Below are 7,109 nucleotides of genomic sequence, written 5' to 3' on the forward strand. Positions count from 1 at the left end.
CCGCGCCGCCGGACGGAGCCCCGCCGCCGGCGGCGAAGGCAGCCCACGGGTTGGCCCCTCCGGCCGGCCCTCCACCGCCGCTCTTGCTGACCGGCTCGGCGCGCTCCACCCCGGGCACCGCGCTGAGCGCCGCCAGCAGCGCCTCACGGTCGCCAGCGGCCACAGCGATGCCCACCTCCAGGCTGTTCTGCCCCGGGACCGTCTCGGTCAGCGCTTCCGGCGTGTCCATGGCGAGGATCTTGCCGCGGTCCATGATCGCCACCCGGGCGCACAGCTCGGCCGCCTCGTCCATGTCGTGGGTGGTGAGGATCATGGTGACCCCGCGCGACCTGAGATCGCGCAGGCGGTCCCACACGAACAGTCGCGCCTGCGGGTCGAGCCCGGTGGTCGGCTCGTCGAGGAAGAGCACCTCGGGCTGATGCATGAGGGCGCGCGCGATCATGATCCGCTGCGATTGGCCCCCCGAGAAGAAGTCGACCTTGTCGTCGGCGCGGTCGAGGAGCCCGAACTCCTCGAGCAGCGCGTTGGCGCGGCGCGTCCGTTCGGCGGCCGGGATCCCGAAGTACGCCGCGTGGAACAGGAGGATCTGCCGCGCCGACAGCGCCCGGTCGAGGTTGGATCGCTGCGGGACGGTGGCCAACCGCCGCTTCGCCGCCACGGGGTCGCGCATCACGTCGATCCCGGTCACCATGGCCAGCCCGCTGGTGGGGCGTACGCGCGTGGTCAGCACGCCGACGGTCGTCGTCTTGCCGGCGCCGTTGGGGCCGAGCAGTCCGAACACCTCGCCGTGGGCGACCGAGAAGCTCACCCCGTCCACAGCATTGGTGGGCCGCTTCGGGTAGCGCTTGACCAACTCCTGCACCATCACTGGCAACGCGTCGCCGGTTGCAGGGGACGCGGCGGCGCGCTCGACTTGGCTGATCATGCCGTCGAGTCTCGCAGGGACAGGCGCGCCGCCGTCCGCGGTCGACCAACTCCGCACCCGCGCTACCGTTGACCCGCCAACCAACAGGCACTCCAGGAGCGGTGGACATGAAGATCGGCATCATCGGCGCGGGCAACATCGGCGCCGCCCTCACCCACCGCCTCACTGCCCTGGGTCACGAGGTCAAGGTCGCCAACTCGCGCGGCCCGGAGACCCTCACCGAACTCGCCGTCGAGACTGGCGCCACCGCAGTGCCAGTGGCCGAGGCGGTGCACGACGTCGACCTGGTGGTCGTGACCATCCCCCAGAAGGGCGTTCCCACCCTTCCGCACGGGCTGTTCGACGGGGTGCCGGACGACGTCGGCGTCGTGGACACCAACAACTACTATCCGCAGCGCGACGGCCGCATCGAGGAGATCGAGGGCGGCACGACCGAGAGCCGCTGGGTGTCGCAGCAGCTGGGCCGCCCTGTCGTCAAGGCGTTCAACACCATCCGGTCTCAGCACCTGCTCGAGCGCGGCCAGGCCGCCGGCAGCCCCGGCCGCATCGCCCTGCCCGTCGCCGGCGACGACGACGATGCCAAGGCGGTGGTTCTCACCCTCGTCGGCGAGCTCGGCTTCGATGGTGTCGATGCCGGCGGCCTCGACGAGTCCTGGCGCCAGCAGCCCGGTAGCCCGGTGTACGCGGCCGACCTCGACGCCGACGGTGTGCGTCGCGCCCTGGCGGAGGCAAGCCCGGAGCGCGCGGCGGATTTCCGAGGCTGACGCATACAGCGCGACTGCAATCAGTATGCGCAGAATGCACTCGATGACCAGTGCCGCCACGCCCGCTGCAAAGAGCGGCCTCCGGCGCGAGCAGGTCGCCCTCACCGAGCGCCGCGTCCTCGAGGCGGCCACCGGGCTCTTCATCGAGCGCGGCTACGTGGCCACATCGCTGCTCGCGGTGGCCGAAGCCGCCGGTGTCTCTCCACGCACCGTGTACGTCCGGTTCCACTCCAAGGCGCGCCTCTTCGAGCGCTGCCTCGAGACCAGCGCCGTCGGAGGACAGCCGCTGGTGGGACCGGCCCTCGAGGGCCTCATCCTCGACCAGCGCCTCGACGCGATCGTCGAGATGGGCCGCTCCACCATGGAGCGGTCCGCGGCGCTCCTCGGCGTCGCCGCGCAGGCGGCAGCGGTCGAACCGGAGATCGCCGCCGTGGAGCGGGTCGCCATGCAGCGCGCGCTCGGCGACTTCCGTGCGTTCGCCGAGCGGCTGGAGAGCGACGGCCTGCTGCCCCGCGCCGTCACCGCGGCCGCGGTCACGGACATCCTCTGGGTGCTCGCCGGCCCGCGCGCGATCGTCAGTCTCACCACCGACCGTGGCTGGACGCCGGCGCGCTTCGCCACCTGGCTCGACGTCACCCTCCGTGCCTTCCTGCGCGGACGCTAGCGCCCTCAGCCCGCGAACGAGAGCCCGTTCTCCTCGAGGGCGGCGCGGAGCGCGGCGACCGCCGTCGGCCCCATGCCGTGCAGCGTGAGCAGCTCCGCCTCGGTCACGTCGCAGAACTGCGAGAGCCGGGTGTACCCCGCGTGCTCCAGCGCGCGCCGCGCCGGCGCCGACAGCTTCGGCATCAGCGCGCCCCCGGTCTTGTCCCTGGTCACACCTGGCATTGTGCGGCGCCGCCGGCCGCGGCCGTGTAGCCGGAGCAAGGACACATCGCCCAACATCGACACCGTGCCGGACGACCTCACCATTTGCCGCCTCGGAAGTGGCGACGACGCCGACGTCATGGACGCCGCCGACCTCTTCGACCAGCCGCCGCAGCAGCCGTGGGTGGGCTCCTTCCTCCGCGACCCCACCCACCACCTGCTCCTCGCCTGCCGCGCCGGCCAGCCGGTCGGCTTCGTCACCGGGGTCGAGATGATCCACCCGGACAAGGGCAGGGAGATGTTCGTCTACGAGCTCGCCGTCGCCCCCGACGAACGCCGCCGCGGCGTCGCCAAGGCGCTGCTCCGTGAGCTCGCCGCGATCGCCCGTCAGCGCCACTGCTACGACATGTGGACCCTCACCGACGCGGACAACACCGCCGCTCTCGGCGCCTACCGCGCGTCCGGCGCGAATGAGGAGAGCGAGCACGTGATGCTCACCTGGGACTGGTCGGCTCCCGGTCGCGAGCCGCTTCCCTCCTGACCCCTCAAAGGCTCCAGTGGGTGGCCTCGGCGGGGTCGTAGACGCAGAAGCTGCCCGTCTGAACCGAGCGCTGCAGGTGCCGCCCCAAGGCGGGGTGCCCCGCGACGATGCGGTTGATCGCGTCCCGGATCCGCCACGCCACCGCCTTTCGCGCCCGCTCGGCCGGATCAAGAGCGCGTCGGGGCCGCCCGCCAAGTCCCACCGCAGCACCGAGTTCGGCGAGGATCAGTTCGCGCTCGTCGCGCGCGCGGCTCGCCCGGACAGGGTCGTTGCACCTTTCCGTATCGGCGATCGTCTCCTCCAGCTCGACCAGCCTCGCGCGGTACTGCGCGCGCGCCTCCGCGTCCAGCACCTCGCCGACGTCACCCTCGAGCCCGGCGCCGCCCTCTGGCCACCCCCGGCGCCGTCCTTCGCCGCTGACCAGGTCCACAGCTGCAACCCCTTGGCCACGGGCGGCGATGAGACGCCCCAGGTCACGCATCCCCTTGCTGTCCTTGACGCGCGTCACCACCCCCGCGTAGGCCAGCGACCAGAACTCCCCTTCCCGGAGGAAGGAGTTCCCGGGGATGCTCCCGAGCTCCGCCACCCCGATCGTCGTGGGCGGAGCCGCCGCCGCGCGCGCCTCCTCGATCGCCTCAGCGAGTGTCAGCGCTGCACCCGCCTCCTCAAGAGCATCCGCCGCCGGGGCGTCGAGCCCCTCGCGCGCCGCCTCCATCAACCGCTGGCGACGCTGCGCCTCATCGGGCGTCTCCCTGTACCCGGTGCGCCGCAACGCCACGCGACTGGCTGCCAGCAGCCGAACGCCAGCGCCGCCATCACCCGCCCGTGTGACGAGGACAGCTGCCTGCTCGATGAGATACCCACAGCTGGTGGGGTCGGCGTCGCTGGCAGCGGCAAGCTCGCCCCGCAGGAACGGGATGGCCCTGGCGAGGTCGCCGAGGTCGAGGGCCACCTCCACGACGTTGACGGCCAGCAGAGAGCCCCACACCCCATTGCCCAGTGCCACCGCGATGGCGTGCGCTTCGGCAAACAGGTCGAGCGAGCGCTGCTGCTTGCCGGTTATCGATGCGGCGACAGCGGGAGCCCACAGCGCCCACATCAGTAGCGTCGGGTCGCCCGAACGGCGAGCGAGCTTCAGTCCTTCGTCGCCGGTCCGCACAAGCGCGTCGACGTCGCCGCAGGCGTACTCGGCGAGCGCCCGCGCGTGCAGCACCATCGCGAGGTCCTGCGCCGATCCATTCTCGGCCGTCAGCCGGTACGCCTCCTCCACGAGCGACCGTCCCACCGCGGCCTCGCCCGCCTCACTGATGAGCCAGCCCTCCATGCAGAGAGCCCGGGCATGTAACTGGCCGCCCACCGCGGCAGCCCGGTGACCCCACGCTGCGCCCTCCCGGTACAGGCAGCGATGCCGGCAGTACACCATCAGCGCCGTCGCCAGTCGCGCGGCCGCGTCAGGATCGTGCTCGAAGCCCCACGCCAGCGCTGCGCGGATGTTGTCGCGCTCGGCGTCGAGCCGGAGCAGCCACGGCGCATCCGGTCCACCGCGGATCGGCTCTTCGGCCGCCTCGGCCAGGCCGGCGAGGTAGCCGAGCGCCTCGCTCCGCGTCCGCTCCTCCTCGCCATCCGGCCGCGCCGCGAGCCGGTCCGCCGCGTACTGCCGCACGGGTTCCAGCAGGCGGTAGCGCGCCTCGTCCGTCGCGGTCGTGTCCGCCACCACCAGCGAGCGGTTGACCAGCGCCGCGATCAGCTCGAGGGTGGACTCGCCGCCCGAATCACTCCCGGCGACTGCATCGGCGCCTTCCAGCGAGAATCCGCCGCCGAACACCGACAACCGCACCAACGCCGTCGCCTGCGCCGGCGTGAGCAAGCGCTCGCTCCACTCCAGCGCCGCGCGGATGCTTCGGTGCCTGGTGGGGCGGCCGGTGCCCGACCGGCCGAGCAGCACCAGGCTGCCATCGAGCCGGTCGCACACCTGCTTCAGCGAAAGCACCGGAACCCACGCGGCGGCCAGTTCGAGCGCCAGCGGCAGGCCGTCGAGGCGGCGGCAGATCTCGGCGACGTCAGCCGCCAGGTCGGGCGGAAGCGAGCCGTCTCCATCGAGCAACCGCGCCCGATCGGCGAACAGCACCATTGCCTCGCTCACCGCATGGGCGGCGCGCACATCACCGGACTCCGGCAGTCGCAGTGGCGGCAAAGGAACCACGCGTTCGCCCTTCACCGCCAGCGGCTCGCGGCTGGTGGTCAGCACGGTGAGCCCGGGGCACCGCGTCAGCAACTCCCAGCTGGCCTCGGCCGCCCCGGCCACGACGTGCTCGCAATTGTCAAGGACGAGCAGCTGCCGCCCCACGTTCAGCCGCCGCACCGCGCGCTCGAGCGCGGCCGTCTGCGCGTCGCGGGGCGCGGACGTCGCTTCCGCGATGGCCGTGGCCACCAACTCGCCGCTTCCCACACGGGCCAGCTCGACGAACCACACCCCCTCCGGGAAATCGAACACCGCGCCCCGCGCCAGTTCGGTGACGAGCCGCGTCTTGCCGACACCTCCGGTGCCGGTGACGGTGACCAGCCGGTCCGTCGCGAGCAGTTGGCGCAGCTGACCCAGCTCCCGGCCCCGCCCGAAGAACGTCGAGAGCTCCACGGGCAGGTTCTGGTCGGAGGCCAGCCGAATCGCCATGCTGGCGAACGGTAGGGCGCGTGCGATCGAGGGTCAACCGCGACCGCACCCAACGCGCACAGGGTGGGCGACGCGCGACGCGTCACCCACCCTGGCATCACAGCTGTCGCGACCGTCGGTGACTGCTCAGTCGTCACCCCCTCGGCTGTTGAGGGAGCCGTGTGTCGCTCCAGCTGAATCGGTGTAGGTGCCGAGCAGGGTTCCCCCGTCGTTGATGGCCTGGAGCGTGCTGTTCACTCCCTTGGGGTCGTCAACGGTCGTGTAGCGGCCGTCGCGCATCACGAAGCCATGGGTGGCCGGCGTGGCCGTTCCGTTGATCGTGACCATTCCCTTGATGTAGTAGCCCACCAGCGTGCCGTGGTTGTCGACGGTGAATCCCACAGTGCCCTCACCGGGGTTCTTGCCCGCCCTGGGATCGTTGAACTCGCGGTAGTGGCCGTTGCGGTACAGCACCGCGTGCTGGACGTTGTTGCTGTCGTGCCACCCGCCCGCCACGACGCCGTGGTCGTTGACGCTGCCGAAGAAGGTGCCCTGGGCGGCCAGCTTGCTCGACGTGGGATGGTCGACGATCGTGTATTGCCCGTGGTCGAGGATGAACCCGTGGTAGGCGCCGCCGTCGTCGATGAAGAGGCCGGCGATCAGGCCTGCGTCATTGTTGCCCTGCGGAATCGTCCCAGAGCCGGCGCCGCACGTGGGGCACGGCACATCGATGGTCGTGTACTGCTTGTTCTGAAGGATGAAGCCGTGGTACGCGCCGGTGGTGCCATCGACGTAGTACCCCACCACCAGGCCGTCCGAGTTGATGTTGATGGGAGTCGTGCCCTGTCCCTGACCGGTTCCCGCGTTGGGATCCGTGATCGCGGAGTACCTCCCGTCGCGGAGGAGATAGCCGAAGTTGTAGCCGTTCCCGTCGACCCAGTTGCCGACGACGTCGCCCTGCTTGTTGATCCCCGACGGGAACGTGCCCTGTCCGGGTCCCGTTCCCGCGCCGGGATGGTCGATGGTCCGGAACCCGCGGTCGCGCTGGTGGTGCCCGGCCGCCTGCGTCAGGGACGCCGACAAGCCCATTCCCGCAAGGGCGACAACCGCTCCCAGTACCGCCGACCTCCTCGCCCGCCTCAACTGCTTCGCTCGCATCGCGTCTCTCCTGCAGAGGCCGCCCCACCTGAGCGTGGTACCCCTGCTCAAGGAGGCGCTAGGGATCACCTAGTGCAGCGTCCAGCAAATAGATTGACGGTGAGATGGCTGTCTGGGATGATGCTGTCGTGTCATCGGCGGCAGCTGCACTCTACGTCTCTGCGGAGCAGCGCGAGGTGCTCGAGACCTGGTCTCGCAGCCATGCCA

7 protein-coding genes are annotated in these 7,109 nt (G+C 71.1%); 3 read left to right on the forward strand and 4 right to left on the reverse strand.

The annotated features are described in order from the left end of the window. Positions 1–925, reverse strand: a 925-nt coding sequence (locus tag JF886_RS13670; RefSeq protein ID WP_337313381.1) for an ABC transporter ATP-binding protein, incomplete at its 3' end; no start/stop codon positions are given. Positions 926–1,032: 107 nt separating this feature from the next. Here JF886_RS13670 and JF886_RS13675 point away from each other — a divergent pair. Continuing rightward, entirely contained in the window at positions 1,033–1,689 is a 657-nt protein-coding gene (locus JF886_RS13675; protein ID WP_337313383.1) for an NADPH-dependent F420 reductase, read from the forward strand. 43 nt (positions 1,690–1,732) lie between these two features. Next, positions 1,733–2,353: a TetR/AcrR family transcriptional regulator gene (locus JF886_RS13680; RefSeq protein WP_337313385.1), complete on the forward strand. Its 621-nt coding sequence runs from the start codon at positions 1,733–1,735 to the stop codon at positions 2,351–2,353. Positions 2,354–2,358: 5 nt separating this feature from the next. Here the strand turns inward: JF886_RS13680 and JF886_RS13685 are convergent, their stop codons facing one another. After that, positions 2,359–2,565: a helix-hairpin-helix domain-containing protein gene (locus JF886_RS13685; RefSeq protein WP_502711437.1), complete on the reverse strand. Its 207-nt coding sequence runs from the start codon at positions 2,563–2,565 to the stop codon at positions 2,359–2,361. A 73-nt stretch (positions 2,566–2,638) separates the two neighbouring features. On the opposite strand from JF886_RS13685, the gene JF886_RS13690 reads away from it, so the two are divergent. After that, positions 2,639–3,094, forward strand: coding sequence for a GNAT family N-acetyltransferase (locus JF886_RS13690; protein WP_337313387.1), 456 nt, complete (start codon positions 2,639–2,641; stop codon positions 3,092–3,094). A 4-nt stretch (positions 3,095–3,098) separates the two neighbouring features. On the opposite strand, the gene JF886_RS13695 is transcribed toward JF886_RS13690, so the two are convergent. Together JF886_RS13695 and JF886_RS13700 are read right to left on the reverse strand one after the other, a co-directional pair. After that, on the reverse strand, positions 3,099–5,765 hold the full coding sequence (locus tag JF886_RS13695) for an ATP-binding protein (protein ID WP_337313389.1): 2,667 nt from the start codon (positions 5,763–5,765) through the stop codon (positions 3,099–3,101). A 126-nt stretch (positions 5,766–5,891) separates the two neighbouring features. Further along, on the reverse strand, positions 5,892–6,902 hold the full coding sequence (locus JF886_RS13700) for a hypothetical protein (RefSeq protein WP_337313391.1): 1,011 nt from the start codon (positions 6,900–6,902) through the stop codon (positions 5,892–5,894). Between the last annotated feature and the right edge of the window lie 207 nt (positions 6,903–7,109).

The sequence above is a fragment of the Candidatus Aeolococcus gillhamiae genome, assembly GCF_016464765.1.
Lineage (GTDB): Bacteria > Chloroflexota > Dormibacteria > Aeolococcales > Aeolococcaceae > Aeolococcus > Aeolococcus gillhamiae.

Excerpts from the sequence above, each read along its gene's own strand:
- JF886_RS13695 (WP_337313389.1), bottom strand. The coding sequence starts at position 5,765 with ATGGCGATTCGGCTGGCCTCCGACCAGAACCTGCCCGTGGAGCTCTCG.
- JF886_RS13680 (WP_337313385.1), top strand. The coding sequence starts at position 1,733 with ATGACCAGTGCCGCCACGCCCGCTGCAAAGAGCGGCCTCCGGCGCGAG.
- JF886_RS13675 (WP_337313383.1), top strand. The coding sequence starts at position 1,033 with ATGAAGATCGGCATCATCGGCGCGGGCAACATCGGCGCCGCCCTCACC.
- JF886_RS13700 (WP_337313391.1), bottom strand. The coding sequence starts at position 6,902 with ATGCGAGCGAAGCAGTTGAGGCGGGCGAGGAGGTCGGCGGTACTGGGA.